This window comes from Alkalitalea saponilacus (genome assembly GCF_900168165.1).
GTDB lineage: Bacteria > Bacteroidota > Bacteroidia > Bacteroidales > Marinilabiliaceae > Natronoflexus > Natronoflexus saponilacus.
The window spans coordinates 34,366-59,783 of sequence record NZ_FUYV01000014.1 but is presented as its reverse complement, the minus strand read 5'-3'; the positions used below and the strand labels follow the sequence as shown (position 1 = coordinate 59,783).

Annotated in this window: 25 protein-coding genes; 14 read left to right on the top strand and 11 right to left on the bottom strand. The window is 38.9% G+C overall.

What is annotated here, in order from left to right:
* Positions 1-87: 87 nt before the first annotated feature.
* The 3 genes from B5X70_RS18350 (at position 88) to B5X70_RS11810 (ending at position 2,003) form a co-directional block, all read left to right on the top strand.
* Positions 88-375, top strand: a complete 288-nt coding sequence (locus B5X70_RS18350) for a LysO family transporter (RefSeq protein ID WP_232468365.1) — start codon at positions 88-90, stop codon at positions 373-375.
* A 90-nt stretch (positions 376-465) separates the two neighbouring features.
* On the top strand, positions 466-1,074 hold the full coding sequence (locus B5X70_RS18345; RefSeq protein WP_232468364.1) for a LysO family transporter: 609 nt from the start codon (positions 466-468) through the stop codon (positions 1,072-1,074).
* 41 nt (positions 1,075-1,115) lie between these two features.
* Positions 1,116-2,003 (top strand): polyphosphate kinase 2 family protein, encoded by an 888-nt coding sequence (locus tag B5X70_RS11810; protein ID WP_079558111.1) that lies wholly within the window; start codon positions 1,116-1,118, stop codon positions 2,001-2,003.
* Positions 2,004-2,069: 66 nt separating this feature from the next.
* Here the strand turns inward: B5X70_RS11810 and B5X70_RS11805 are convergent, their stop codons facing one another.
* A complete protein-coding gene (locus B5X70_RS11805; protein WP_079558110.1) occupies positions 2,070-3,305 on the bottom strand; it encodes a PLP-dependent transferase in 1,236 nt (411 codons plus the stop codon).
* 453 nt (positions 3,306-3,758) lie between these two features.
* Here B5X70_RS11805 and B5X70_RS11800 point away from each other — a divergent pair, with 453 nt between their 5' ends.
* The 5 genes from B5X70_RS11800 (at position 3,759) to folK (ending at position 6,463) form a co-directional block, all read left to right on the top strand.
* On the top strand, positions 3,759-4,277 hold the full coding sequence (locus B5X70_RS11800) for an RNA polymerase sigma factor (protein WP_079558109.1): 519 nt from the start codon (positions 3,759-3,761) through the stop codon (positions 4,275-4,277).
* Between the two features lie 255 nt (positions 4,278-4,532).
* Positions 4,533-4,997, top strand: a complete 465-nt coding sequence (locus tag B5X70_RS11795) for a GAF domain-containing protein (RefSeq protein WP_079558108.1) — start codon at positions 4,533-4,535, stop codon at positions 4,995-4,997.
* A gap of 3 nt (positions 4,998-5,000) precedes the next feature.
* Entirely contained in the window at positions 5,001-5,723 is a 723-nt protein-coding gene (locus B5X70_RS11790) for an SDR family NAD(P)-dependent oxidoreductase (RefSeq protein ID WP_079558107.1), read from the top strand.
* A gap of 4 nt (positions 5,724-5,727) precedes the next feature.
* A complete protein-coding gene (locus tag B5X70_RS11785) occupies positions 5,728-6,078 on the top strand; it encodes a FolB domain-containing protein (protein WP_079558106.1) in 351 nt (116 codons plus the stop codon).
* A 10-nt stretch (positions 6,079-6,088) separates the two neighbouring features.
* Positions 6,089-6,463 (top strand): 2-amino-4-hydroxy-6-hydroxymethyldihydropteridine diphosphokinase, encoded by a 375-nt coding sequence (gene folK, locus B5X70_RS11780; RefSeq protein ID WP_079558105.1) that lies wholly within the window; start codon positions 6,089-6,091, stop codon positions 6,461-6,463.
* On the opposite strand, the gene B5X70_RS11775 is transcribed toward folK, so the two are convergent.
* The 3 genes from B5X70_RS11775 to B5X70_RS11765 are packed head-to-tail and all read right to left on the bottom strand — an operon-like array spanning position 6,460 to position 8,970.
* Positions 6,460-7,131: a DUF4956 domain-containing protein gene (locus tag B5X70_RS11775; protein ID WP_079558104.1), complete on the bottom strand. Its 672-nt coding sequence runs from the start codon at positions 7,129-7,131 to the stop codon at positions 6,460-6,462. The genes folK and B5X70_RS11775 overlap by 4 nt on opposite strands.
* A gap of 16 nt (positions 7,132-7,147) precedes the next feature.
* On the bottom strand, positions 7,148-7,888 hold the full coding sequence (locus tag B5X70_RS11770; protein WP_079558103.1) for a polyphosphate polymerase domain-containing protein: 741 nt from the start codon (positions 7,886-7,888) through the stop codon (positions 7,148-7,150).
* A 5-nt stretch (positions 7,889-7,893) separates the two neighbouring features.
* The gene (locus B5X70_RS11765; RefSeq protein ID WP_079558102.1) at positions 7,894-8,970 is read right to left on the bottom strand and encodes an HlyD family secretion protein; all 1,077 of its coding nucleotides are present in this window, start codon (positions 8,968-8,970) and stop codon (positions 7,894-7,896) included.
* 373 nt (positions 8,971-9,343) lie between these two features.
* Here B5X70_RS11765 and B5X70_RS11760 point away from each other — a divergent pair, with 373 nt between their 5' ends.
* On the top strand, positions 9,344-11,782 hold the full coding sequence (locus B5X70_RS11760; protein WP_079558101.1) for a TonB-dependent receptor: 2,439 nt from the start codon (positions 9,344-9,346) through the stop codon (positions 11,780-11,782).
* 240 nt (positions 11,783-12,022) lie between these two features.
* Here the strand turns inward: B5X70_RS11760 and tsaA are convergent, their stop codons facing one another.
* Positions 12,023-13,129 carry a tRNA (N6-threonylcarbamoyladenosine(37)-N6)-methyltransferase TrmO gene (gene tsaA, locus B5X70_RS18075; protein ID WP_079558100.1) on the bottom strand — a complete coding sequence of 369 codons (1,107 nt, stop codon included), beginning with the start codon at positions 13,127-13,129 and terminating at the stop codon, positions 12,023-12,025.
* Between the two features lie 219 nt (positions 13,130-13,348).
* Between tsaA and B5X70_RS11750 the strand changes: the two genes are divergently transcribed.
* Positions 13,349-13,729, top strand: coding sequence for a hypothetical protein (locus B5X70_RS11750; RefSeq protein ID WP_079558099.1), 381 nt, complete (start codon positions 13,349-13,351; stop codon positions 13,727-13,729).
* Here the strand turns inward: B5X70_RS11750 and B5X70_RS11745 are convergent.
* The 5 genes from B5X70_RS11745 to B5X70_RS11725 all read right to left on the bottom strand — a co-directional run bounded on the left by B5X70_RS11745 (position 13,718) and on the right by B5X70_RS11725 (position 19,158).
* Entirely contained in the window at positions 13,718-14,473 is a 756-nt protein-coding gene (locus B5X70_RS11745; RefSeq protein ID WP_079558098.1) for an ABC transporter ATP-binding protein, read from the bottom strand. The genes B5X70_RS11750 and B5X70_RS11745 overlap by 12 nt on opposite strands.
* A 1-nt stretch (position 14,474) precedes the next feature.
* Entirely contained in the window at positions 14,475-15,515 is a 1,041-nt protein-coding gene (locus B5X70_RS11740; protein WP_079558097.1) for a FecCD family ABC transporter permease, read from the bottom strand.
* Complete coding sequence (locus B5X70_RS11735) at positions 15,503-16,585, bottom strand: ABC transporter substrate-binding protein (RefSeq protein WP_079558162.1); 1,083 nt, start codon at positions 16,583-16,585, stop codon at positions 15,503-15,505. The genes B5X70_RS11740 and B5X70_RS11735 overlap by 13 nt, the downstream gene beginning before the upstream one ends.
* Before the next feature lie 25 nt (positions 16,586-16,610).
* The gene (gene nikR, locus B5X70_RS11730; protein WP_079558161.1) at positions 16,611-17,009 is read right to left on the bottom strand and encodes a nickel-responsive transcriptional regulator NikR; all 399 of its coding nucleotides are present in this window, start codon (positions 17,007-17,009) and stop codon (positions 16,611-16,613) included.
* Between the two features lie 733 nt (positions 17,010-17,742).
* Positions 17,743-19,158, bottom strand: coding sequence for a LamG-like jellyroll fold domain-containing protein (locus B5X70_RS11725; RefSeq protein ID WP_079558096.1), 1,416 nt, complete (start codon positions 19,156-19,158; stop codon positions 17,743-17,745).
* 611 nt (positions 19,159-19,769) lie between these two features.
* Between B5X70_RS11725 and B5X70_RS11720 the strand changes: the two genes are divergently transcribed.
* The 4 genes from B5X70_RS11720 to B5X70_RS11705 all read left to right on the top strand — a co-directional run bounded on the left by B5X70_RS11720 (position 19,770) and on the right by B5X70_RS11705 (position 24,109).
* The gene (locus B5X70_RS11720) at positions 19,770-22,148 is read left to right on the top strand and encodes a TonB-dependent receptor (RefSeq protein WP_079558095.1); all 2,379 of its coding nucleotides are present in this window, start codon (positions 19,770-19,772) and stop codon (positions 22,146-22,148) included.
* 53 nt (positions 22,149-22,201) lie between these two features.
* Positions 22,202-22,666, top strand: coding sequence for a DUF4625 domain-containing protein (locus B5X70_RS11715; protein ID WP_157666443.1), 465 nt, complete (start codon positions 22,202-22,204; stop codon positions 22,664-22,666).
* A gap of 29 nt (positions 22,667-22,695) precedes the next feature.
* Complete coding sequence (locus tag B5X70_RS11710) at positions 22,696-23,178, top strand: DUF4625 domain-containing protein (protein ID WP_079558093.1); 483 nt, start codon at positions 22,696-22,698, stop codon at positions 23,176-23,178.
* A gap of 166 nt (positions 23,179-23,344) precedes the next feature.
* Complete coding sequence (locus B5X70_RS11705) at positions 23,345-24,109, top strand: Eco47II family restriction endonuclease (RefSeq protein ID WP_079558092.1); 765 nt, start codon at positions 23,345-23,347, stop codon at positions 24,107-24,109.
* On the opposite strand, the gene dcm is transcribed toward B5X70_RS11705, so the two are convergent.
* Positions 24,085-25,323 (bottom strand): DNA (cytosine-5-)-methyltransferase, encoded by a 1,239-nt coding sequence (dcm, locus tag B5X70_RS11700; RefSeq protein WP_079558091.1) that lies wholly within the window; start codon positions 25,321-25,323, stop codon positions 24,085-24,087. The two genes, B5X70_RS11705 and dcm, sit on opposite strands and share 25 nt — an antisense overlap.
* Positions 25,324-25,418: the final 95 nt, after the last annotated feature.

Sequence of the window (25,418 nt, the reverse complement as noted above, 5' to 3'; positions counted from 1 at the left end):
CATAGCAAAGGTTGCGCCAAAAAGTTGTAATCTTTTAAAAAAAACTTTAATTCAATTTTGGTTTGTGTTTGATAGTATCTTGATATTATGAGTGTTGTAATAGTAATCGGGTTGTTTCTGATTGGGTTGATTGCCGGTCGGTTTTTTAAATCATATTCAATAGTGAGGAAAAGAGCCTCGCTTTTTATGATGTGGTCTGTCTATCTGCTGCTGTTTTTTCTTGGAATCTCTGTGGGAAATAACCCCGATGTTATAGAGAATATTCCACAACTGGGATGGCAGGCGTTTCTGTTGTCTTTGGGAGCAGTAATGGGGAGTGTGGTGTTTGTTGCATTATTGATGCTTTTATTTCACAGAAACAACCGCCTTTCTTAATTAATAAAAGAGTTTCCATAAATAGACTATAAACGATACTTGTGGTTACGGTTTACACCGAGATTCAGTTAAAAACGGATTATTATTGAGATGAGAAGCAGCATCATCATTCTATCATTTTTTGCATTGGGCATTGGATTGGCATTATCCGGTTTACTTCCTCAGTGGATGCTTAATGAATCTCTTTCAACCTATGCACTTTATTTACTGATGTTGATTGTTGGAATCAGTGTTGGTAGTGATAACTCCATGAGTGAAATTTTTCGTCGTATGAAATTGGTGCATTTGCTTGTTCCTATTGGTGTTATTCTTGGGAGTTTAGCTGGTGCAGTGATAATCTCTCTCTTTATCCATCAAATCAGCCACGGAACAGCCATGGCCATTGGTGCAGGTTTTGGATACTATAGCCTATCTGCAATTTTGATAAGTGGCATTCGTGGCGATGAGGCCGGGGTTGTTGCCCTTCTGGCAAACATATTTCGAGAGGTATTCACTCTGGTTATGGCTCCTTTTTTGGTGAAACTGTTCGGTCGTTTCTCCATTATTGCTTCCGGAGGTGCCACAGCAATGGACACAACTTTACCTGTTATAGTCCGATTTTCCGGTAAGGAGATGACCGTTATTGCCATACTCAGTGGCATTGTATTAAGCCTTTTGGTTCCTGTTTTAGTTCCTTTTCTGCTTATTTTCTTTTCATGACTGATGGTTTTTTCCTAAATTGAGGATAAAAATTCTCATTTATGGAAAAATATCATCTTGACACACATTTTCAGGTCAAGCCTGGTTCTCGTGTCAAAGTCAGTGACTTTGATACTTCTTATTCAGCAGGGTTTTATAATAAATCCGATGCAGAGAGTGAAGTTCTTTCCAATATTCAAACCATGCGTGAATTGCAGGATAAACTCTATGCCGGAAGCAAATATTCAGTGTTAATTATTTTTCAGGCCATGGATGCTGCCGGAAAAGATGGTACCATTAAGCACGTCATTTCGGGGGTTAATCCACAGGGAACGCAGGTTTCAAGTTTTAAATCGCCAACGGAACTCGAATTGAAGCACGATTTTCTATGGCGAATATATAAGAAGCTACCTGCCAAAGGGTACATTGGAATTTTTAATCGTTCATATTATGAGGAGGTTTTGGTGGTAAGAGTGCACCCGCAATTTTTGCTCAGACAAAATTTGCCCGGCATTGATCAGGTTGAAGATGTGTCCGATCAATTTTGGCAAAATCGATTCCATCAAATCAATAACCTCGAGAAGCATTTAACTGATAGCGGGACAATGGTGCTGAAATTTTTTCTTAATGTTTCAAGAGATGAACAAAAAAAACGCTTTATGAAGCGCATTGAAGACCCTGCGCGCAACTGGAAATTTTCTATGTCTGATGCTGAGGAACGCAAACATTGGGATAGATATATGCATGCATATTCCGAGATGCTTTCGGCAACTAGTAACAGTTACGCTCCGTGGTATGTCGTTCCTGCCGACAAAAAATGGTTTATGCGCATGGTGGTGAGTAATATTATAACTAATAAACTGGCACAATTACCTCTAAAGTATCCTCAAATAGGTGACAAAGAGCGAGCCCGATTGGAAGATGCACGTAAGTGCCTGGAAAGTGAGTAAATAAAATGTAAATAGTAAGTTAATTAGCATCTGAAAGTCTTAATTTCTAAATCACTAACAATCTGTTTACAGTTTGTAAAGTGCCTGCTGGATATCATCAATAATATCACTTACATCTTCCAGCCCAACAGATAGTCGCAGCATGTTGTCATTAATTTTCATCAACTCTTTCTCTTTTGCCGGAGTATCCCAGAAAATGGTGGAAGCCGGATGTATGATCATCGATTTATTATCGCAGAAATTGGTGCCACGCCTTATCATTTCAAGGTTGTTCATAAACCGAAAACAGTTCTCTTTTCCATCGAGCTCCAGGTTTATTAAACATCCTGATTTCCCTTTTAGGAATTTTTGGGTTAAATCGCAGTATTTAGCCCCTTTTAATGCTGGGTAATCCACATGTTGTACTTTATCAGAGTCATTGAGGAATTCAGCAGTTTTGAGTGCGTTTTCGCATATCCGGTCAATTCTCAGGGTAATGGTTTCCAGACCAAGTAGCTGTAAGAATGCACTGTTGGGGGAGAGGCATGCCCCGGTATTTCTGTAAATTTCTTTGTGCATGCGTTTGTAGAACGCCTGCTGTCCGAATTTATCGTATTGCTCTGCAAGCTTGGGAACTGCTGCCCACTTATCCGATGGATAGCAAAGTATTGTGCCACCAATGGAAGTGGCTCCACCTGAAATGAATTTTGTGTTTGAAAAAATCTCTATGTCAACTCCAAGGTTTTTACTTTCAAATATGTAGGGTGTAAGCACGCTGTTGTCGGCAATCAATGGAATGTTTTTGTCTGAAGCGATATGAGAGATGGCTTCAAAGTCATATACGATCAATTGAGGATTGGTAAGTACCTCCATAAATATTGCCCGCGTATTGCGGTCAATGTTGCGTTCTATTTCTTCGGGGTTTTCCAGATCGACAAATCTCACTTCAACGTTGAACTCTTTCAGGGTCTTTGCAAAAAACGACCAGGTGTTACCAAACAGGTAAGGAGAGGTAATAATATTATCGCCACTGCTACATAACGTGAGGAATACATTTGACACGGCCGCCATTCCAGAACTAACGCAGAGTGCATTGTCTGCATTACTGAATAGAGCAAGCCTTTTTTCAAGTTCTGTCACTGTTGGATTTCCTATCCGGGAGTATATATATGCTTCACTCTCGCCACGAAAGGCCTTTTCGGCATCCTCTGCGGATTCAAAATCATAGGATGCTGTCTGGTATATGGGGGTTTTCAGACTTCTGTATTGCTGATCTTCTTTTCCGGATGATCCGTGTATTAGTTTTGATGTAATATGTCGCATAATAGTTTAAAATGTCCTTTACTTTTTCCGCGAAGAGTGAATTATGTCTCAATGTCGCTAATGGTGTGGTTCGCGATGAATTGATTGTAAAGGTATTTATTTTCCTTCACTTTTCAATTTTAAGGACAGTTCAAAATATATTCTTTTTGTTTTGGAGCCCCATTATTTTCATTTTGATAGTTCAAAACCCCTATCAAACAGGTAAATAGGTAATATAATAAGTGAATGTGGTTATTGTTTATGAGAGAAAGTGAATTGTTTAACGCTGGGTTAACGTCGAAAATGCAATTGTTACATGGTAGGTGTATATGTGTATTGATTATCAATACATATAAGTTTTGGTTATTTGTAATTGATCTAATTTATATAAAAAAAAGCAGTAAAACTATTTGCATCTGTTTATATATTACATATATTTGTTATACAAAAATAAACCAAAAAAAATCTTCAGCCATGACGACAATTCAATTTAACAACCATTTGTTAGGATTACAAGACAAGTTGCGTTATTTCGCGTTAAGTTTAACAGCCAACGATGAAGATGCACAGGATTTATTACAGGAAACCATCTTGAAGGCTTTAACCTACCGGAATCAGTTTACGGCCAATACCAATTTCAAAGCATGGGTGTTTACCATCATGAAAAATACTTTTATAAATAACTACCGCCGTAATCAAAAAACAAAAAACACCTTTGATGGTGGAGACGATGCCAACAGGTTAGCTTACCGTAGTAATTATGCATCTGAAACCCCTGAAATGGTTCACAGTGTTACTGAAATGAATCGCTACATTGACCAGTTGGAAGATGAATTTCGCATTCCTTTCAAAATGCATACAGATGGTTATAAGTACAAAGAAATTGCCGAACAGCTTGATTTACCCATAGGTACAGTAAAAAGCAGAATTTTCTTCACCCGCAAAAAGTTGCAGGAAATGTTAAAAGATCGTGAAGGAAGCTATGTCTACTAATTTTTTATTAAAATAATTAGGTATTAAAGAACTTAATTCATTAAATTTGCATAGTTTTGGGTTTAGGTTTAGTAGATGAGTGAACAACCGGTTTTGACAATGGTCGAAACCGGTTGTTTTTTTATAGTGGTTTATTTGAAAACAAATAGACCGTATTAAACTCCTTCTTCATTATTCTTCTCAATCGAACCATGAATTTATCTGTTCTTATCTTATCTTTGGTTTTAACTTTCAAAACAATAACATTAATTACGCATGAGTACTGATAAATCTAAAGCAGGACGATATGATCGTGTATATGATCAAATAAAAGAATTGGTCTTACCTGTAAATAATCCGGTTTCGCGTATGTCAACCATCGCTGCGTTGCTGCATCATAAAATGAAAGGTTATTTCTGGACCGGATTTTATTTTCTTGATGAGGGGGAATTGATTGTTGGTCCATACCAGGGACCAATTGCTTGTCTCAAACTTAAAAAAAATATGGGGGTTTGCTGGGCCGGAATTAACTCAGGGGAATCGGTCGTTGTTGATGATGTTCATCAATTTCCAGGTCACATTGCCTGTTCATCACAGAGCAACTCAGAAATTGTGGTGCCCGTAAGAAACAGCCACAACAAAGTTGTGGCCGTTCTGGATGTGGACAGTCGTGAATTTGCTATGTTTGATGAAACTGATCGCATTCATCTCGAAAAAATAGTCGCATTGATTTACATGTAATTTATGAGAAAAACTGTTCTGATTACCGGAGGAGCACAAAGAGTGGGAGCCGCTCTTTCACGTTTTTTTGCTCAAAATGGATGGAATGTGGTGATTCACTATAATCGCAGCAGTGATGTTGCCAGGGAATTGTCGAAGGAGCTTTCCGGTATATATCCGGAGCAGTATTTTCCAGTTGTTTGGTGCAATCTGTCTGAGTTCCCTGAAAAAATGATAGAGTTTTTCAATCATTTACCACAAGAACTGAATTCAATTGATGTATTGATTAACAACGCATCGGTATTTGATCCGGGAGTACTGAGTGACACAACACCAGAGCTGCTAAAAAGCCAAATGAGCGTCAATTTTGAGGCACCTTTATTTCTGATGCAGAGCTTTGTTAATTGTTTTAAATCCGGCGTTATCGTTAATGTTATTGATACAAGGGTAACCGAAAACAGCTTTTCGCATGCAGCATACAGCATATCTAAGAAAGCACTGATGCACCTGACAAAAATGGCTGCTTTGGAGTGGGCGCCAGATGTCAGGGTAAATGCTGTTGCTCCGGGGCCGGTTTTGCCTCCACCGGGCAAAACCGATGATTATCTTCATGCAGTTATTAAGGAGACTCCTCTAAAAAAGCAGGTAAAACTTGATAATTTGTCGGAAAGTGTCTATTTTTTGGTGGAAAATGATTCCATTACCGGCCAGATCATCTTTTGTGATTCCGGAACACATTTAACCTGAATGAATGGCACAAATAAAAATCAAAAACTTACTGTTGAGAACTCAGATCGGGTTCAATGATCATGAAATAGGGAAGAAGCAGGATTTATTGCTGAATATAATCATTGATTATGACTTGGAAGGAGAGGAGGTATCTGATGAACCCAATCAGGCATTGAATTACAGAACTATTTGCAAGGAGGTGATTCGATTGGTTGAAAACGGCCATTTTAACCTGTTGGAGAGAGTGGCTGAAAAGGTTGCATCATATATCATCTCAATAGACAGGGTAAAAAGTGTTTCTCTGGAAGTTGATAAACCGCATGCCCTTCGTTTTGCCGAGAGTGTGTCTTTTTCTTTAACAAAAACTAAGTAGGAGAAGAGCCATGAACAGAATGATCATCAGCATTGGATCCAACATTGAACCATTTCACCACATAAAGGTGGCACTGGGAAAATTACAGAATCATTTTGAGGTTCTGTCTGTCTCATCCTTGCAAACCACCAAACCCATTGGCATTGTTGATCAGGCAGATTTTATTAATGGTGCTGTTTTGGCTACAACGAATGAAGACAAGAAGAAGGTGAACACCATTCTTAAAAAGATTGAGAATGAAATGGGGCGCGACCGAACAGTTCCTAAGTTTGGCCCACGCAACATTGATCTGGATATCTTAATCTGGAACGATGAAGTGGTGGACGATGACTATCATACACGTCCGTTTTTGCAGGAAGCCGTTAAAGAACTTCAGAGCATTTAATCTTCATCAAAGAACAGGTTAACCTGGTGAACACCCTCAATTTTTCTGAGTTTTGAAACCAGTTCACTTCCCTTTTGCTGATCTTTTAAATTCACATAATAGGAGTACTCCATAATTTGATCGTAATCGTCGCCAATGGTTTTAACATTTACCAGTTTATGTGTTTTACAGTATTGCTTAAATGAGTCTCCAAAAGGATTTTCCGGTAGACCATCCCCTTCGGTGGTGATGTGCATTAAAAATTCTCTTTTCCCCGAAAGGGAAAAGCTGAACTGTGTAACCAGTAAATAGGCGGCTCCAACCATAAATGTTCCTAAAAATGCAATAGCATAGAGTTTTACGCCGGCTGCCAGACCGATTGCCAGAGCAAAGAAAATGAACATGATATCTGATGCGTCTTTAACAGCCGTTCTGAAACGTATGATCGACATGGCTCCAACCATACCAAATGCTCTTGCCAGATTGTTCCCAATAACCATGATGACAATGGCTGTGATCATGGTCAGCATAATGATAGAAATGGTGAAGGCCGAAGAATAATTTAATCCTTTATAGGTGTGTTTGTATAGTAATGCAATTATGAAACCACAGGTCATTGCCACCAATACGTTGGCAAATACATCCCGGGCTGTTATACTAAATGTGAAAATCGATTGAATATCTTCCATTCTGATGTTGTTGTTTTTAATAGGTAAGCTTCCGATTATACTTGCTTACATCGTATCCAATAGTATATTTTGAAATAGCATCGTTGCGGAGTTTGAACTCCTGCACCAGCGAACGAGCCCATATGGGCATTTCGTTGGTGAAATATTTTATTTCAAGAACAAAGTGGTTGTTAAACAGTCTTTTAAGGTGCTTGTCTTCGTATAAAGCATCAAGTTTTGGGTAAACCTTGCTTCTGATGTTCTTATCAAATGTAATTCTTACGCCGGCATCTATTTTTCCCTGGTAGGCTTCTCTTTCATAGACTATCAGATTACTGGGACGGTACTGTTTTTTCTTCAAATGGAAGAAAAAACGTTTTGCATCGTCTAATGCCTCTTTTCTACTTCCCGTAATGATGTAATCTTCCAGTCGTGAGTATTTCATCATGTCCTCCAAATCTTTATAAAGAAGTGTGGAGCGATGTTTTTTTATGCGATTTCCTATTTTTCGTTTAATCTCCAGGATGACTTTGCTTTTATCGTTGAGCTTATCATAACCCCTGATGCGTAGTTTGCGTCTCAGTTTTATTCCACTGTCCTTCTGTGTATAGCATTCCATGTCCAAAGAGTCCAGGTAGATGCTGCGGACTGTATATTGATGTAAACCATGTTTATTGGGATGAGCATATTTATCGGGCACAACAAATGGCATCAAACGCTTGCGCAGTGCATCCATTTGCTCATTAGGAACCAGATATTTTCGCTCGTATCTAAGCATTACAATTAGTTGTGATATATGTTTTTACTCATTCTGATTATGTACTGTGCCAGTGAAATTTTCCCATAGTCGATCCGCGCATTTACTTTCAGGTTGGGGCGCAGTTGTCCATCGGGATTTTCAAAAATTGCAGTCACAAATACTGCCTGCCGCTGGTTGATATGCTCTATGTTATCATCTATATGGATGATATTCCCCAAAAGGGAATTTCCTATATTATCAATGATTACTGCCATTCCATCAGTTACATAGTCCAGGTTGTAAACTTCAACCGGCATTAACAAAACCATTTGCTGGTTTTGTATTACTCGCATGAGGGTTTCATTGCTGGTTGTGTTTCTTATTCCTGAAGAAACTGTACCCGAAATCGGAGAGGTGATGTAAAAGGCTTCGAGTCTTTGGTTTACATTTTCGATTTGTTCATTGATGGCTCCTATAACGGCTTCCACCCTTTCTACCTCTTCGCGTTTCGCCCCCGATGTAAGCACTTCATAATTGGCTGTGGCTATATTGATTTGTTGTTTCTTTATGTTGTAGCTGTTTTGAGCCAGTTCATACTCCTGAAGTGCAATGACGTTTTCTTCATAAAGGGATTGTGCCCGTTCCCATAGTTTTTTCTCAGTTTCGTATTCGGTTTGAGCCAAAATCATGTGCTGATAAGCAGCTGCAATTCTTTCAGGAGTTTCACCCGTAAGGGTTATCTGCTTCACTCTCATTTGCTCTTCCAGATTTCCTTTTAGTTCAAGAAGCTTGAAATATTCCAGGTGAGAATGAATTTTTCCAATGGTATCGCCGGCAGTAATTTTTCCGCTCTGGTTTATCTCGGCAAACTTCCTGAATTCAACGTGATCGCCACGTTGGAATTCGGTGGCAGAGAATTTTGGGATGGTGTTGGTTCTGTTATCTTTAAGAGTATTTACAATAGTTCCGTCAAATGATTTCTCCAAACGCCATTCCATTACTGGCAGCAAAACCCCATTTGTATTAATGGTGTACGGTACTTTGATGTAAAATGTTACTGGTATTAAAAGTAGAAAAAATACTATAACAATAATTGGTCTCAGACCCTTTCCAATATTCATCCCGTATGTTTGTGTTTTGATTTTAATGAGATGCGAAAATAGTCAAAAATACTCCCTTAAGCAAATATCTATGAGTAGATGTTAAGCAATTGTTAAATTTGTATTACATTTTTTTAATTTCCTGACTTTCTTTAGCTGTTTTTGTTTTTCTGACAGGAATATTTGAAAAATTATGGGCCTTGTAAACAATCGTCAAAATATTGCCAACATAGGAGCCTCGACCAAAAAAGTATTTACAAAATCAAAATTTTAATGTTTTCTGTGCTTATTTTTAATTTGAATGATTGCATGCGCAATCATTTTTTTATCTTTGCATCGTGTTACTATATTTGTCTTTCGTAACACTATTAGTATTAATAATTAATTTTTATCAATGAAGATACCAGTAAAAGATTCGCATTTTATTATTCTAATCATGCTATTCGTTTTTTTTAACGGCAGTGCTCAAACAATAAGAGGCGTGATTACCGATATCGAAACATCCGAACCACTGTCGGGTGCTAACATTACCATTGAGGGTTCTAATGAGGGAGCAATAAGTGATTTAGATGGAGCTTTTCTGATTGATATCATAGATTGGCAAAATAATACTCTGAATATTACTTTTATTGGGTATCAAAGTAAAGAGATTAATCTGGCCCCTCATAGTGCCGATCATGTTTTGAATATTCAACTGTACCCCGACCACCATACACTTGGAGAAATCACTGTTGACGGAGTCATTTCTAATCCTGTAAGAAGAAATGGCGATGCACTTTTTACCGGGACAGCGCTCACTTCCAAAGGACTGAGTATTGGTGGAGCACCCGCATCTACCAGTGTTTATCATGCGCTTGACATTCTTCCCGGTGTGTTAATCGAAGGCGTCGACGGTTATGGTTTGTCCGAAAAGTCGGTGCGAATCCGGGGCATTCGCAGCTCTTTTAGCGGGATGACATTGGAAGGTTTTCCTAATTACGGAATTATGCCCATTGGAGCCCGGGATGATATTTACGATATGGAAAATATAGAAAGCATAGCTTTGTATAAAGGGGCATCCCCGGCCGATTTAGGAACCGCAACCGGTAGTAAAGGTGGTGCCATTGAATTGAGATACCGCCGGCCAAATGAGGAGTTTGGAGCAGAAGTGAATCAATCAATTGGCAATCATAATTTTTTCAGAGCATTTACAAGGGTTGACCTGGGTAAAACTGCATTTGGAACATCGGCATTCGTATCTTTTTCGGCAACTGAAGCTGATAAATGGAAAGGCCCTGGGAAAATGGGACCCCGATACAATGCAGTAACAGGAATTACTCAGCAATTTAATGAAAATTTTGAGGCCGAAATATTTGTGAATTACAACACCATTAAACGAAATGCTTACAGGAGATTAAGCTATTCAGAAGCCATTAATTTGAAAGAGAATTATACGAAAGGTTTTTCATCAGAATTAACAGGGGTTGCGTCGCAAGATTTTTATTATTACGGTTACAATGACGGAACATTTACGAATATCGATTTTATGGGAATCGTCAGATATACTCCTGATGATAATACTTCTGTTTCGATAAAAGGATATGTTTCCAATGAAGAAGCTGACTACGATGGGACAGTACAGCGTGGACCTAATTTCTTCAAGACAACCAGTTTTAGAGATATTAGCCGAATGGGTATAATACCTGAAGTTCAGGGTAGAATGAATCAAATTTCATATTCTGCAGGTTATTGGTTGGAAATTTTTGATAATGATGCGCAAGTATATAACACGCGTATTGCTGATCAGGGACTAATCCCCGTTGGCTATGGTTTTTTCTCAGTGAATGAAAAAAAAGGGATAATCCACAGCCCTTATGCTAAAGTGGCATATTCTCCGGGCAGGTTTAACCTTCAGGCCGGCTTGAAATACTTCCACTTTACTGATCCGGCAACAGACAGGTTCAATTCAGTTTCAGCGACTGAACTATCCGAAACACCAAACGAGTCATTATATACAAGAAAAATGACGCACCACGCATTACTGCCTTCATTTGGTATTGGATACTCTCTGAAAGATAATATGCAGTTATACATTAACTATGGAAAGAACTATATGCGCCCTTATATGTATAATCCCATTATATCGTTGTATGTGAACAATATGGCAACATTTGCTGATGCCGGGATGGATCTGCAGGACATTTTCGACAATTGGAAAATGGAAACCTCACATCATTTTGATTTTGGGTTTAGATACGTATCCAATTACCTTACTTTGTCGCCGTCAATCCATTATGCCAGGCACAATAATGTGTTGGCTTCAGCCTATGACTCCACTGTTGAATTGGACTATTTTCAAAACGTTGGCGAACAAACAGCCTGGGGAGTTGATACTGAGTTTTATCTGCACCCGGTTTCGTGGTTCACTTTGATTTTCAATCCCACCTACACAAATATAAGCTATGATAAAAATCTGGAACGTCAGGATGGAATCATTGAGATAAAAGGCAACCAATCGCCTGCCACACCCCGTTTCAGCCTGAAATCTGGGGCTTTATTCTCAATGAGCGATATGGACATATCATTAATTTACAAACACATTGGCAAAAGATACGGCGATGCCACCAACATCGAAAAGATCGATGCTTACGGACTTTTTGATTTCTCAATAAATTACAGTTTTGAGAACATAAACATTTTTAGAAATATTACCGCAGGAGTCTATGTTAAGAATGTTTTTGACAAAAAGCACATCGGAATTATAAATACATCGGATGACAGCCGTCAGGGGAGTGCCACATATTTCGCAGGGCCTCCAAGGATTCTTTCAGGAAAAATTAGTTTGAAGTTTTAGCGGGTAGAAATATAAGAGGCTGTCTAAAAAGTAAATTTAAATTTTCCTTATCTTTCAAATCGTAAATTACACGTTAATAATTCACCCCTAAATCGCCCAAGGGGGACTTTAAGCCTCCCACTTGGGGGAGGTTTGGAGGGGTGAAAGCAAGGTTGTTTTACAAATTGTAAGTATTGGATATTATTAACAGACTTTTTAGACAGCCTCTATTTTTTTAAAAAACATCGAGTTTTTGCACCTTCATGTGGATTTTATTCCATGGCCATCCAAAACATATTGAGAGGTCGAACTACAGTCCAGACATAGTTTCTCATTATTCTCTTCAACAGTTCTCGATTTCATCGTATTTTCTTTGCAATTATCACAAACAATACTTTCCATAATGGGGGCGTAGGGAGGGATGTTGGTTTCTTTGTCTTCAATATTAAAAATATCGTCGAAAGGAATGGTCAGTGTTGCAAAAGATGCTTTGGAAGCTGCTTTTCTGAATTCTCTTTTGATGTTTTCATCATGGTTCTGTTCAATGACTACCTGTTGGAAGAGAGAACTGAATTCGGGCGACTTTTGATTGATGATTTGTCTGGATTCGTTTCTTGCACAAACTCTTATTCCTTTACCATTGCGGGTGGTTAGCGTGAAAGCATTTTTCCCAATATCCCGAAAAATTAGAGCATTGTTGCCAAACGAACAACCTGTTATGTACTGAATACCATCGGCAAAGCAGTTGTTGGTTTCGGTAATCGCCAAAAGGTCTTCCATGCCGTCCGACTGACTTTTCATAAGGTTCATGGCTTTTACGGCAGCTATAACACCCATGGCTAAGCCCGGACAGTAATGTCCGTGTATTTGAGCTGCACCAATGAGTAGTTTTTCCAGATTTTCTGATTTAATATCCATGATGATTTCTGCTCTGGGGTTACTCTTTAACCGTTCAACGCGGATTTCATTCTCTGATTTGCTGTTTTCGTAAAAACTGTAATCAGTTGGTTTTATATCGAGTATGGGTGTTCCATTCATGGCGTCGAGGCCTGAAACGGTGAGTTGGTTGCCTTCTACTGAATGTAGTTTTACCGTAGTAACTCCAATGCCATTTGGTCGGTGTGGACTTCGACTGGCAAAAACTCCTTTAATTTCTCCGGTATAAATGGGGGTTATCAGTTTATAACTCTCCGAAAGGTGGAAGTTGAACACGACATCAACAGCCGGTAGTTCATTTAAGTTTTGCAAACCATCGGAAAATTCAGGCAGAATCTCGAGAACGCTCTTCTCCTTTTTCAATGGAAACCCGTCTTTGGGGTCAATGATTTGATTTTTAACGTATCCTATTGGTTGGAATTGAATCTTCATAGTTGTCGGTTTTTATTTGATTACGAATGTTATATATTTGCTTATTCACAATGGGTTGTTAGGCTAAAAGTATGATGAGTGCAGCGAAGACCCGCATGGTGGGATAAGAGCAATAGATTGGTTAAATGATTTACATATTTCTATCCGGATATATAAATCAGGACTACGTTACACTTCGTCTATCAGTCTAAATTTTGAAAACTCTAATAGTCTTAAAAAATGGTTATTACTTCATTGGAACAGGTTAAGGATATCAGGGAAAAGAAACCCAAAGAGGTTTCTTTTGATATTGCCGGATTTGACGATGATTTTAACAGCGAATGGACTCAGCGTTTCAATCATCTTCTTGCCGAATGCGGATGCAGTTCCGGTCAGCAATACATCATGTATGCATCCCCAGTTTTTCTGCTGGCATTAATTGCTCTGGCCTCGTTCAGTTCATTGGGTAAACCATTGATTGTAGGTCTTTTCCTAGGTGCCATTGTTGTTACCGGTGCTACCGGAAAAATTGCCGGCCTTATTGAAAAAAACAACAAACTTAAAGTTCTTACCCAAGAGTTGTATTCAGCCACTGGTTATATTGACTCATCAAACGGGTAGGATATAGGTCTGGGTACCATGTGATATCTTCTGAACTTCTGTTTCGTAAAGGGTTTTTATATTTTCTTCATTGATGACTTCTTTTCCACCATGGGCAATTATGCGGCCTTTTTTCATTAAGATAAATCTGTTTGCATATCGGGTTGCCAGATTTAAATCGTGAATGACTGTTACGATGGTTATCTTTTTGTTTTCAGATACCTGTTTTAAAAGCTGCATTACCTCAATCTGATATTTTAGGTCGAGGCTTGATGTGGGTTCATCAAGCAGCAGTACAGACGGTTCCTGCGCCAGAGCGCGCGCAATCTGCACGCGCTGAAGTTCACCACCACTGATTTCATCAATGTTGCGCATTATTAAATCGGAGAGTCCTAGTTCATCAATAATCCGATTAACCAGCTTTCTGTCCTTTTCTCCGGGGAGCCATCCCACATGGGGTCTGCGCCCAAGCAATACGGTGCTGAACACATCTAACGGAAAAATAATTTTAGATGTTTGAGCCACGTAAGCCACTTTTTTTGCGAGCTCTTTCTTTCGGATTTTTTTTATGGATACACCGTCCAATTCAATGGTACCGGTATGTGGATGCAGTATGTTGTCCAAACATTTAATAAGCGTGCTTTTCCCGCATCCGTTGGGTCCCACTATGGCGTAAAATCTTCCGGATTTTAAATCTCCGGATACGCCATGCAAAACATCCTGGTTTCCGTATGCAAATTTTATATTTTGAAATGATATGGTCATGTTATCTTTTTTTGATACGGTTAAACAACAGGTAAAGGAAAAATGGAGCACCTATAAATGAGGTGATAATTCCCACGGGAATTACCACCGGAGCCACTATGGTGCGGGCCACAATATCGCTGGCAAGGAGAAACAGTGCGCCAAATATGGCCGATCCGGTTATCACGTAAGTTTCATTAAAACCCACCAATCGACGTGTTACGTGAGGAATTATCAACCCCACAAACGCAATTACCCCAAAAAAAGCAACGGTAACAGCCGTGCAAAGAGAGGCCGTTAGCACGGTAATCATTCTTAAACGGTTCACGTTAATTCCAAGACTGGAGGCCACTTCATCGCCTGCATTTAGGGTACTTAAGTTAAACGTATTGTATATAAAATAGGCCATGGAGGGAATTATGACGACGAGCAGAAATAGGGTGTTTTGGTTGGTGGCTTTACCTAAATCGCCAAACATCCATGATACAATGGCTGCCAGTTCCACATCATTGGAAATATACTGCATCAGTGAAGTGGCAGAGCCAAAAAGTGCTGAAAGTATTATTCCGGCCATTATTAGTGTCTCAGGAGAGGCTCCACGCCATCGTGCAAAGCCTGTGATGAGAAATGTACATGCCATTCCCCAGATAAATGCCGATAAGGTAATAAGATAAGGACTGTTTTTAAGTGATTGGGCGATGCCATGTTGCGCTGCGTAACCTAAAAGCACAATTGCCAATGCCGCACCAAACATGGATGCCGCACTTAGACCAAGTGTGTAGGGCGATCCAAGGGGATTGCGAATAACAGTCTGAATAACCGCTCCCGATACCGAAAGAGCTACTCCTGAAAGTATGGCAGCCAATACGCGTGGCCACCTGATGTGAAACAGAATTTGTCTGCTTACTTCGTCTCCCTTTCCCAGAAGAAGTTCCGGAATATTTAAAATGGTCAATCCCGAACTGCCAATGGTCAGTCCTGCAACAGACAACAACATCAGAACAATAAAGCCTGTCACCAGAATAATTATTCGATTTCGTTTTTGTCTCTTTATTGCATGCATACCCAGCCGTTGTACATATGTATCAATTCTTCACTCACGTCATTCCCAAGCACATACTCATAAATGGTTTTGCTTTTTTCTTTAAACAGTTGCGGAGTAACCGCATCAGGATATAGTACTGAAGCAACATACCATGCGTTGGTTAGAATTGTTTCGTAATTTGTAGAATACCAGTTATGTGGCATCAGGAAATGAATCTTGTTATTCTGAACGGCTTGAAGTGTTGCATGAAGAGGTGTCCCATCAGCAATTTGAGGTTGAACCAATTCTCGTCCTGCAGCGTCTATAAAAATCCTGTCTGGATTCCATGTGATAAGTTGTTCAATATCAATTTCAACTGTGGAACCAATGGTGAGTGGTAGATTGCTTTTCAGGGCTAACTCTGAAGCTACATTTTCAGCATTTACAAATAAAAATGCATCAAAAAGGGGTATGGTGGAAGTGATGCTGCGTGCACCGCTATAGGAAATACCACCGGCATAAACCGTTTCAGTTTTTTTCCGGCTTTGGGCTGACAGTCTGTTTAGTTCTTCAATTTGATGATCAATAAAGTGTATAAGGGAGTCGGCTCTGGCCTCTGTGCCGGTAACTGCGGCAATGGTTTTAAGTGACTGGTTAAAATCGTTTCGCCGGTTTGTTAAGTTCCCGGGTTGAATTACCACAACAGGAATTCCGGTTCTTCGCTGAAGGTCATTGGCTTCTCCTATGGTGGCGTTGGTCATAAATATTACATCGGGGGCATTTATGGCTATCAGCTCAGCATCGCCTCCATGCATTGGGCCTATTATTGGCTTTTCAGTAAGTTGTGGTTGTGCAAATGCGTATGCTCGTCCGGGGCGCCGTTCAACATCTTCAACGCCTGATATTTTTTCTGTTAGTCCCATGTAAACCAACATTCGTAAGGCTCCGGCTTTTAAGCCAACAATCCTCTCAATATTAACGGGGACGATAACTTCTCGGCCTAACATATCGGTGATGGTAACGGTTTCCTGACCAATGCGCGGTTGAGGACTCCCGCATCCCAAAATGAGAATGAAAAGAAACGATAGTATTTGTTTGCTGTTTGTCATATATGGGTGCATGTAATTCTCAAAATCAGGCTCTGCTCATGGTCAGTTTGCCATGCTGAATACCTTTTATGGCAATCAGTTTGTCCGACAACTCTGTTAATAGTTTTGCTTCACCTTTTACGGCAATTATCTCCATACATTTTTCATGATTCAGATGAAAGTGTTGCGAAGAGAGTATTTCATGATGATAATGGTGCTGTATATCATGGAGTTTGTGAACCAACTCCCGTTTGTGGTGATCGTATATTAACGTAATGGAACCAACCACTATGTTGTTACACTCCCATTTGGAGCGTGCAGTGTTCTCTGCAATCAGTTGTCTGATGGCTTGTGAGCGATTGGTGAACCTGTTCTTTTTTACAAATTCATCCAGGTCGTCCAATAACTCTTTTTCAAGGGATACTCCAAAGCGTACTACACTCATGGTGTTACAAATTTTAATAATCGTGTTATTTTTACAAAAGTATTCTTTTTTGATGTTCCATCCAATATTTTGGAAAGAGAGTTTTTTCGATTGGATGTATGGTTTATGGTTGGAGGGTTGAATGAAGACTGGAAACCGGACAAAGGTTTGGGTTGTTAGTTTATGGTTTCTCATTGACAAAATTTTAGGTCATTAGGTAAATAGGTCAAGAGGTTCTTAGATTAAGGGAGAGTGTATAGTCGATGGTTGAGTGGTTTCGTAGCGATGCGGAGTTTCACATGGCGAAGCCGGAATGAAACAATTTCCGAACCTTTTGGGAACACTGAATAACTCCGCCGTAGGTGGTAAATGTTGATAGAATCTCAATTTTCATAATGATAAAAGCACTCCGATGGTGTGCAATTATTTTAATCAAAGAATGAGCTTCATATTTGTATGTATGGGCTAAAACTCATGAAAATGGTAGATATGCTTTTACAAAGAAAATATGAGGCTGTCTAAAAAGTAAATTTAAATTTTCCTTAACTTTCAAATCGTAAATTACACGTTAATAATTCACCCCTAAATCCCCCAAGGGGGACTTTAAGCCTCCCACTTGGGGGAGGTTTGGAGGGGTCAAAGCGAGGTTGTTTTACAAATTCTAAGTATTGAATATTATTAACAGACTTTTTAGACAGCCTCATTCTTATATTAAAAGTGTCTGTTGTTTTAGGAATCAACTTATACTATAAACCTATTTCTTAATAAATTTAAGAACTTCAGACTCATCTTCAGAGCTAAGTTTTATGTAATATATTCCCTGTTCAAGCTGTGATATATTAATGGAGGTTTTACTCATGAATTCGCCTGTTAGCATGGTTATGCCTTGTGAATTCAATATTATAAACGTTGTTACAACATTACTTCTTTCTGTTTCTATATTTAGCTGATCTGATGCGGGATTTGGGTAGATGACCGTTTTGTTATCCTTTTTTAATTGATCAACGTTTGTTGCTATTTCAAATGCAGCAGTTAGTTCAATGTCTCCCACTTCTGTAATCAACTCAATATTTCCTTCATCAACCCATAATCCTTGTTCTAAATGGTTAATGATTGTGATTTGCGCGGGAGAGAGTGCATAGTCGTATATTCGCATTAAATCAAGTTTGCCCTGCATTTGATGTTTTTCGTGCCATCCATCCCAGTTCCAGGCTCCAAATCGGCATGTTAAGTTGTTGTGGTATGAAATTCCTCCGGGTGAGTTTCCTGTACTTTTTAGTTCTCCATTGATGTATAGGCTTCTTTCTACGCCTTTTTCCCAGGTAGCAACAACATGTAGCCAAGTGTTAAGGGGCACGTTTGTTGAAGCTGTAACTCCGCCGTCTTTTATGCCAAAAACAATTCTTCCACCTTCATGGATATTGCTGCTTATGGAAAAGTCGTTTGCGGTGTTTTCGTTTCCGTAGTTTGCTCCCTGAACAACCAAAATCCCTGCCTGACTGGCAGGTCCATAGCTCTCAAGTTTTGTCCAAAAGCTGAAAGAAAAGGCATCAGTAAAATTGAAATTTGTATTGGTATCGATGTATCTAACACCTCCGTCAAAATAATATGCACTATTCGGCTCGCTTGTAATGCCGGTTGTTAAAACTGCCCCGTGATTGGTGGCATTATAATTACCGGTTTCATCATTTGTGTTTCCGTTAAATTTGTAATATGCTATATAGTCTGCAGCTTTATCTTTTACCCATCCTTTAAAAGAGAATCCTTGTTTAGAAGCACTATTTAATTGTATGGGCAGATCGTTTACGGTAAAAGTAGTGGGATTATCGTGAGTGGTTCCCTCAGCGTTTCTATAATTAATTTGATAAACTATGGCATCGCTCCATTTAGCCCATAACTCAATGTCGGTTGGCTCATTTAACTCTGTTAAAGGCTCTCCGTTATATAATTGGTTATTATACCATCCTTCAAAATTGTAGCCGGATTTTTTAGGATTTTCCAAAGAGAGTGGCAAAACATCGGTAAGAAATGTTTCCGGGTTTTCCGGATGATTCTCACCACCATTTAAATGGTAGGTTATGGAAAAGGATTCTCCTAAGGCCGGAAAGCATAAGAATCCTGTCATTGTTGTTAAAATAACAACAATTAAATCTAGTTTAGCGCTTTTCATGGTTGGTTTAATATTTAACTGGTTGCTAATGGTTTTAATTGATTTCAAAAATACTGATAATTCTCTGTTTTTTTGCTATAGTAGAATTATAGTGATTTGTTGAATTACTTTTTTGGCTATACTTACCCAGATGTGTTGACAGATTATGCTGTTTTTTTATCAACATAATTAATATTGATTTGACTTTTAAGATAATAGTTCGTTAAGCTTTTATATTTAGCTGATTTTAAGGTATATATAATCATACGCTAAGTAAGTAATTTGCTTGTAATTAAGTATTTGTCTATGTCTATGTCTAAATTTCTAATCCCAATGCATCGGGACTAACGATCTATTGTTAAGATGAAGGATTATGATATTCATTAGTGCATTCTCCTTTTAATAAAAAAAGAAACGAGTACCTAAAAGCCTGAATATCAGTTTTTAGTTTTCTTAATCCCTATTTTTAGGTATAAATTTTCGTCGAGACATGTAAGGCGCTTAAAGATAGGGCGGTAGAAATTTGGTTCAGTTTTTAAAACCCCCATTAATGGGGATTGTGAGGTCTGAACGGTAGATATATTTTTGCTGTTGTTTTAGGTCAACCAAATTAAAGCATAGCTTGTCTGAATATGATAGTTAATCCCGCAAAGATATTGACATTCCTGTTTCTGTTAGTGTGCAGTAGCATTTACGGCAATGATTACGGTTTGTCGGTAAAAGGGATTGTGTTGGATGAGAACAACAATCCTGTTCCCGGAGCCAATGTTGTTATCAATGGAGGGTCAATGGGTGCTGTTACCGATGGCAATGGTAGTTTTGAGATCAGCAATTTGCCAATTGAAAACCATGAGTTGGTGGCTTCATCATTGGGATATGAGGCTGTTACTTATAATTTGGAGAGTAACGTTGCGGAATCTTTCATAACCATTCGATTAAAACCATCTGAATACCTGCTGAATGAAGTTCAGGTAGTGAGTAGTCAGCGAGATACCCGACGACGTTCTGAGAGTGTGGCCGTTGAAGTGATAAATCAGGATTTCCTATTCAATAATTACTCCGGCTCATTGATGCAAACATTGCAACGTGTACCGGGAGTTAATTCAATGGATGTGGGTTCGGGCATATCTAAGCCGGTCATTCGGGGGCTTGGGTTTTATCGGGTTGTGGTTGCTGAAAACGGCATCAAACACGAAGGACAGCAATGGAACAGTCACAGCGGGTTGGCCATCGATCAGCAGGGAGTTCATCAGATTGAAATCATAAAAGGCCCGGCATCCTTACAATACGGTTCGGATGCCATTGGTGGAGTTATAAATATTTTACCGGCTCCAATTCCTCAGGAGGGAGAGGTGAGCGGAAATGTTTCACTTACCGGAAAAACCAATACTGAATGGATTGGTGGAGCTGCATCCGTAAGTGGCCGCACTGGAGATTTCTACTTTCATACCGGATTTACTCATAATAATTTTGGAGATTTTAAAATTCCTGAAACAGGGGATTTTGTGCTGCCGGCACCTGTCAGTGCCGCAGAAGCGTCACATCGGGTTCCCTTGGGAGATCAGGTTTACAACACCGCAGGTCGCGAAAATGCTGCTTCATTAACCACGGGAATTGTAAAACCATGGGGAACAAGCTATTTTGATATGAGCTACTACTCCAATAAAACCGGGTTTTTCGATTATGTGGGGCTTCAATATGAAGATCAGCGTGCTGCACATGCCAAAAACAGACGTGACATAAGGATTCCTTATCAGAAGGTGGATAACTATTCGGTGAACCATTTTACCAATGTAGCTATTGGTGAAAATCGTTTTCGGGTGGCATTGGGATACCAGTACAATGAATCGGCAGAGCATAGTTTCCTGTTCGACAGAACAGGAAACAGATACGAAGATTTAATCTATTACCGTGATAAAGATAACCTTGAACTACTGTTGAAACTTCATAATATAAGTGCCAACTTTTTGTATTCCATCCGAAGTTACGAAAATCACACCATCGATTTTGTTCTGAATTCGCAATATCATTACCACACTACCGACGGCTACAGCCATATTTTACCGCATTACAACCGGATTTCTGTTGGTACCGGCATGTTATACAAATATGAGTTTTCACATCAATGGATGTTTAACGCCGGAGCAAGGGTCGATTTTAACCGATTTGAAATGGAGGAGTCGCTCAATCCTGACCCTGCCTATGGTGAAGCAGTGTTTAATCCCGATTTCAATAAAAATTTCAATGGGTCATCTTTTTCCCTAGGAGTAAATCATTTGCCGGACAACAATACCATCTGGAAATTGCATGTTGGTAAGAGCTACAGAGTTCCCTCGGCTTATGAACTCGGTGCTTACGGTTTACACCGTCATGAGGGGCGTTTCGAAAGGGGAGACCTGAACATTTCTCCTGAACAAGCCTGGCAGATTGATGCCGGATGGGATAAACGCATTGGTGATTTGGAGTTTTCAGTCTCTCCTTTTGCCAACTATTTTACCAATTATCTGTTCCTGAACCCGACTCCTGTATTGCGACCCGAAGGACAGGTTTATGAATACCGAGAAACAGAGGCACTTCTTACCGGCGGTGAAATAAGTCTGGACTACAATTGGCGCCGTTTTCAGTTTAATGCTACAGCGGAATATGTTTACGCGGTTAACCTTGAGCTGGAGCGACCTTTACCTTTTACGCCGCCTTTTTCCGCTGTAGTTGGTGTTAACTATCTGTTTAACGATGGAAATGTATTTAAACGCAGCAGCGTTGGGCTGGAAGCATTGACTGTGGCCGATCAGAATATGACTGTACCAAATGAATTGAATACACCGGGGTATCGAATATATAATTTCAATGCCCGCTCCACGGTTGCTTTTGGCAAACAGGAGGTTAATATGCGTTTGACTGTGCGAAATTTATTAGATGAGCAATACTTTAATCACATCAGTTTTTACCGAAGAATGCGCATCCCGGAGCCGGGACGCGATGTTCAGTTATTTGTAAATATACCTTTTTAAATAGTTTAAGTTTAACCAAACCCTGCATGAGCAGGATTAAAATTTTTAAGATTATGAAGTTGTCAGTTAAATTGTTCGGATTATTGTTTTTATCTCTATTTGTTTTCGCTGCCTGTAGCGACGATGATGATACATCCACTCCACCTGAGATCACCAATTTTAGTGCCGGATTGCATTATGGTGCAGGTAATACCATAGTAAAAGAACCTGGTGCGGAGATTATCGTGGATTTTGATGCCCGTTCCAGAAATGATGGCCGATTGGTAGCATATCACATTGAAATCCATGATCACCCTGAGAGTGGTGATCCTGATGATGAATACAAGATCATTGATGAAATGTTTGAAAATGACCCTAAGTTTTTCAATACACGAAATGCTTCGATTCACAAGCATATTGCAATTCCTGAAGATGCACCTCTTGGAGAGTATCATGTAGAAGTTATCGTATTTGATGAATATGGTAATACTACTGATGTAGATACCATCATCTTTCTGGTTGCACCTACTGAAGAGTAATATTGTAATAATAAAAAATAGAATCCTTAATGAAGCGCTTGATTTTTGTAAGTTTGATTTCTATACTTTTTGTTTCTGCCTGTGTGAAAGACTCAGATACAGAGGCTGAAGCACCAAAAGTTGAAATACTATTGCCGTTTCCATGTGATACCATCTATTACGGCGAAGATTTTATCTTTCGTTTAAAGTTGACCGATAAGAATGAGTTGGGCAATTTAAGCATGGACATCCATAATAATTTTAATCATCACAGTCATGGCGATAACATCACATGCCAAATGGATGATCGAAAAGAGGCTATTCATCCTTTTTCCAAAGCCTGGATCCATTCGTTACCTAATCAGCGTGAATATACATTTGAGAAAGTTCTAAACTTTCCGGTAAAAAATCAGGATGATAAGGTACATGACCATGGTGATTACCATTTTCATATATATGTAACCAATGAAGATGGCTACCAGGTTTTCACCACTTTGGATGTGAAAATTCTACACAGGGAAGATGTTGATTGATTTTGCTATTTGTTTTAGAGATTTACTTGAAAAAGGGGAGCCGATTGGCTCCCCTTTTTGCTCTTTTATCAAAATGCACCCAGAAGGTATGGTGCCGGTGTTTTCGTAAGATATTGAAAATTAGAAAATATTTCTATATTTGTAGAAAACCTCTTTTTACTCAATTATGCAAAATAAGTATGTTGAATTTATCTCCGATGAGCATTTATTAAAATGTATTGAAAACTTATACGGTTCCTATTTAAGAGCCAAGGCCAAAATATCCAAAAAGAAGTTTTATAATAATAAAATCGATACCATAAAACTAACTTTTGATGCCAAATTCAATAACCTTGATGAAGAAAGCATAATTGAAACCGAAATACTGCGTCAAATTGATAAATCTATTAATAATTCTATTGGAACTTTTCATGAACAAGTGCTTGGGGAAATTGAAGGTTTCGAAATTGGAAAATTGAGTGGTTTTGACATAAAAGCTTCCGATAATACCTTGTTTGCTGATATTAAGAACAAACACAATACAATGAATAGCAGTGCTTCCGAAGCCCTTTTTCAAAAATTAGCACGTTATGCAGATGATTATAAACACGCTAAATGTTATTGGGTTCAAATATTAGCTAAAGGCAGTTTCAACGAACATTGGAAAGGAGATATAAATGGCAAAGAGTATAGCCATAGCCGGGTATTTAAGATCTCTGGAGATCAATTCTATGCGCTTCTTACGGGAAGAGAAAATGCGCTTTTCGAATTGTATAAAGCATTGCCGTGTGCCATTGATGACTTTCTGAAAAGAGTTGAGGAGGAGCAGTTTATACCTATAAATTCTGCGCTTTCTGAAATTAAGAATGAAACTGACATAACAAATCGCTCAATACTTGACCAGATTACATTCGAAAATTATAGTTATTATCTTGGTTTTGATGATTTATAGAACTCATTCAGAAGTTTAACGACTGAATGACCAACTTCTTTTGCAAGGTTTACAGGTACGGCATTCCCTATCTGTTTGTATTGTTGAGCCAATGAGCCGGCAAATTGCCAATCATCCGGGAATGTCTGAATTCTTGCGTATTCTCTAACTGTAAAAGGTCTGGTTTCATCAGGATGACATCTCTCTGTTTGTTTTTGCGCAGGACTACATGTTAACGTTAAAGATGGTTCGTCCCAACCTATTCTTCGAGCCATTCCGGTTTTTCCACCTCCAAGATAAAAGCTTCCTCCCATATAATCCTTTTGAATATCTAAGGGCAAATCACGCCAGTAGCCTTTTTGTGGAACTAAATCAAGTACCTTTTTTTTATAATCAGGATAGTTGGCTCCTTTTGACTTGGGCACATCACATTCGTATAGTTCTCCTTTTTTTAGAGCATCCGCTAAATTGTATATTTTTCTGTGTGGTTTTGGATATTCAAACTCAATGTCAATATCTTTTCTAACACCAACAAGTATCAATCTCTCTCTCTTTTGCGGCACTCTGTAATTTATCGCTTTCATCACTTGTACCGGAGCTACGTTATAACCAATTTCATTAAGAATTGAAATCATTCCATTTAGGGTTTTTCCTTTTTCGTGGCTTATAAGGCCACGAACATTTTCTCCAATGCATATAGCTGGTTTAACCTCCTGAACTACTCTTGCGAATTCGTAAAAAAGGGTTCCTCTGGCATCATTCAAGCCTAATTTTTTTCCTGCATAACTAAATGCCTGGCATGGAAAACCACCTGTAACAACATCAACCTTATTCTTATAATCGGAAAAGTTGAACTCTCTAATGTCTCCTTCTAATACATTCCAGTTTGGTCTGTTTTTTCGAAGTGTTTCACATGCCCATTTGTCAATTTCGTTTAGTGCAACGCACTTTAAACCTGCTTTCTCTAAACCTATGGCTAAACCACCTGCTCCGGCAAATAATTCTAAAACTGAGTATTCGTTTTCAGGTTCAACGCAATTTGAAACATCATCTTCAATAACATCATTAAAAAGACTGCCTAATAAATTTTGCACATCTGACTTTCGATAAACTCTGTAGTTGGAAACAGGCTCACGAACAGCGTTTAGAATACCTTCTTTATCCCATCTTCGTAAAGTTTCCTTACTTTTACCTATAATTTCTGATGCTTCAGATAATGTTAAATAATCTTTCATGTAACCAAATTGTTAAACCTTACACAATGGTTACAAATATATGAATAAGTTTTATAAAAGGAGTAAAAAAGTTTCAGAATGCATCACCATCCATT

Bases quoted from the DNA above. Each gene is read 5' to 3' on its own strand.
- folK (WP_079558105.1), top strand. From the start codon at position 6,089: ATGAACAGAATGATCATCAGCATTGGATCCAACATTGAACCATTTCAC.
- B5X70_RS11725 (WP_079558096.1), bottom strand. From the start codon at position 19,158: ATGAAAAGCGCTAAACTAGATTTAATTGTTGTTATTTTAACAACAATG.
- B5X70_RS18350 (WP_232468365.1), top strand. From the start codon at position 88: ATGAGTGTTGTAATAGTAATCGGGTTGTTTCTGATTGGGTTGATTGCC.
- B5X70_RS11735 (WP_079558162.1), bottom strand. From the start codon at position 16,585: ATGACAAACAGCAAACAAATACTATCGTTTCTTTTCATTCTCATTTTG.
- B5X70_RS11760 (WP_079558101.1), top strand. From the start codon at position 9,344: ATGAAGATACCAGTAAAAGATTCGCATTTTATTATTCTAATCATGCTA.
- B5X70_RS18345 (WP_232468364.1), top strand. From the start codon at position 466: ATGAGAAGCAGCATCATCATTCTATCATTTTTTGCATTGGGCATTGGA.
- B5X70_RS11705 (WP_079558092.1), top strand. From the start codon at position 23,345: ATGCAAAATAAGTATGTTGAATTTATCTCCGATGAGCATTTATTAAAA.
- B5X70_RS11750 (WP_079558099.1), top strand. From the start codon at position 13,349: ATGGTTATTACTTCATTGGAACAGGTTAAGGATATCAGGGAAAAGAAA.
- B5X70_RS11770 (WP_079558103.1), bottom strand. From the start codon at position 7,888: ATGCTTAGATACGAGCGAAAATATCTGGTTCCTAATGAGCAAATGGAT.
- B5X70_RS11805 (WP_079558110.1), bottom strand. From the start codon at position 3,305: ATGCGACATATTACATCAAAACTAATACACGGATCATCCGGAAAAGAA.
- B5X70_RS11810 (WP_079558111.1), top strand. From the start codon at position 1,116: ATGGAAAAATATCATCTTGACACACATTTTCAGGTCAAGCCTGGTTCT.
- B5X70_RS11785 (WP_079558106.1), top strand. From the start codon at position 5,728: ATGGCACAAATAAAAATCAAAAACTTACTGTTGAGAACTCAGATCGGG.
- B5X70_RS11765 (WP_079558102.1), bottom strand. From the start codon at position 8,970: ATGAATATTGGAAAGGGTCTGAGACCAATTATTGTTATAGTATTTTTT.
- B5X70_RS11790 (WP_079558107.1), top strand. From the start codon at position 5,001: ATGAGAAAAACTGTTCTGATTACCGGAGGAGCACAAAGAGTGGGAGCC.
- nikR (WP_079558161.1), bottom strand. From the start codon at position 17,009: ATGAGTGTAGTACGCTTTGGAGTATCCCTTGAAAAAGAGTTATTGGAC.
- B5X70_RS11710 (WP_079558093.1), top strand. From the start codon at position 22,696: ATGAAGCGCTTGATTTTTGTAAGTTTGATTTCTATACTTTTTGTTTCT.
- B5X70_RS11715 (WP_157666443.1), top strand. From the start codon at position 22,202: ATGAAGTTGTCAGTTAAATTGTTCGGATTATTGTTTTTATCTCTATTT.
- dcm (WP_079558091.1), bottom strand. From the start codon at position 25,323: ATGAAAGATTATTTAACATTATCTGAAGCATCAGAAATTATAGGTAAA.
- tsaA (WP_079558100.1), bottom strand. From the start codon at position 13,129: ATGAAGATTCAATTCCAACCAATAGGATACGTTAAAAATCAAATCATT.
- B5X70_RS11795 (WP_079558108.1), top strand. From the start codon at position 4,533: ATGAGTACTGATAAATCTAAAGCAGGACGATATGATCGTGTATATGAT.
- B5X70_RS11775 (WP_079558104.1), bottom strand. From the start codon at position 7,131: ATGGAAGATATTCAATCGATTTTCACATTTAGTATAACAGCCCGGGAT.
- B5X70_RS11800 (WP_079558109.1), top strand. From the start codon at position 3,759: ATGACGACAATTCAATTTAACAACCATTTGTTAGGATTACAAGACAAG.
- B5X70_RS11745 (WP_079558098.1), bottom strand. From the start codon at position 14,473: ATGACCATATCATTTCAAAATATAAAATTTGCATACGGAAACCAGGAT.
- B5X70_RS11740 (WP_079558097.1), bottom strand. From the start codon at position 15,515: ATGCATGCAATAAAGAGACAAAAACGAAATCGAATAATTATTCTGGTG.
- B5X70_RS11720 (WP_079558095.1), top strand. From the start codon at position 19,770: ATGATAGTTAATCCCGCAAAGATATTGACATTCCTGTTTCTGTTAGTG.